This window comes from Sporolactobacillus sp. KGMB 08714, from assembly GCF_036598985.1.
Taxonomy (GTDB): domain Bacteria; phylum Bacillota; class Bacilli; order Bacillales; family Sporolactobacillaceae; genus Sporolactobacillus.
Genome location: NZ_JAUUBW010000061.1, coordinates 1 through 1494 on the forward strand (window position 1 = coordinate 1; position 1494 = coordinate 1494).

Consider the following 1494-nt stretch of genomic DNA (forward strand, 5'->3'; position numbering starts at 1 on the left):
ACTAAAACTTGAAACACCAAAAACAGTGTTTAAGCCTTATCCGATAAGGGGGTAACACAAAAAATAAAAGCATGAACACCGATAACTCGGTATAATTGAAGTGTCGAATCCCAATTAATCGAGGAGTGTTCATGCCACATGAAAAGTATAACACGAAATGACCGTTCATCTCTTGGAATTTCAGCTTCCGTTCAAACCTTTTTTACCCGATTTCATTTGGCTCAGATTGCACGGATCTCACAGGCCACCAAGGAAAAAGGGATCCCCTTTCGGGTACTGTTCTGCTATCTGATCAGCACCATCTTCTCAAACAAGTCTGCCTATCGCGATTATCTGAAACATCAGAATCAGCTGAACTTCTCAGATAAGACGTTCCGCAATTTGCTTAACAACGGCAAGATCAACTGGCAAAAATTCCTGATTCTGCTCTGTTGCCAGATCATTCAACTGATCCAGCCCTTGACGGATTCAACACGGAAGAACGTGTTCATCGTCGACGATTCCATGTACGAACGGGCTCATGCCAAACACGTGGAACTGGCGGCGTTCCAGTTCGACCACGCCAAACATCGACAGACACGAGGGTTTCGCTTCCTGCAGCTCGGTTGGAGTGACGGTAACACATTCCTGCCCGTCACTTTTTCCCTGCTCTCCGGTCAGAATCAGATTTGTAGCACGAAAGCCGATGCCCGGACGAATTCCGGAAGACGCAAACTTCAGGCGCAGCGAAAAGCAACCGATGTCGTTCGGGAACTGATCTCATCCGCTCTGAGTCAAGGTGTCCACGCATCCTATGTCCTGTTTGACTCGTGGTTCTCAAGCCCAAAGATGTTTTATCAGCTGCATCAGCTAGGACTTCATGCCGTTGCCATGGTCAAAAGGTCCAAAAAAGTGTATTACCGGTTCAACGGTCAAATGATGGACGTCAAAGCGATCTTCAAAGCCCAGAAGAAACGCCGCGGACGGTCGCGCTATCTGCTCTCAGTCCTGGTCGAAGCCGTTGTCGAGGGAGAGAAAAACATCCCTCTGAAACTGGTCTATGTTCGCAATCGCCGGAAACGCAAGGATTATCTTGTCCTGGCATCGACAGACACACAGCTTTCAGAGGATGAACTGATTCGACTTTATGGGAAACGCTGGTCGATCGAGATGTATTTCAAGATGTGCAAGCAGTATCTTCGACTAGCCAAATATCAGGGACTGTCTTATGACGGAATCTTTGCCCACACAGCTTGCGTGGCCATTGGCTATTCCCTGCTTGCGGTGCAGCATCGTGAACAGGAAGATGATCGGACTCTGGGCGAATTGTTTTATCTGATGGTGGATGAACTCGCCGATGTTACCTATATCGAGGCCATTCAACAGCTCATCACCTTGTTTCAAGAGGCGTTCGAGGACGAACCCGCTCTATCTGAAGGAGCCATTGATACGATCGTCGAAAGTTTTCTGGAAAAACTGCCCACCAGCTACCGCAAACAACTGAAAAAAGCAGCA

The 1494-nt window shown here is 47.9% G+C and carries 1 protein-coding gene; it reads left to right on the plus strand.

Going from position 1 to position 1494, the window contains the following annotated elements; translation table 11 throughout:
- Positions 1-138: 138 nt before the first annotated feature.
- Positions 139-1494, plus strand: a 1356-nt coding sequence (locus tag Q6A92_RS18115; RefSeq protein WP_332238962.1) for an IS4 family transposase, incomplete at its 3' end; no start/stop codon positions are given.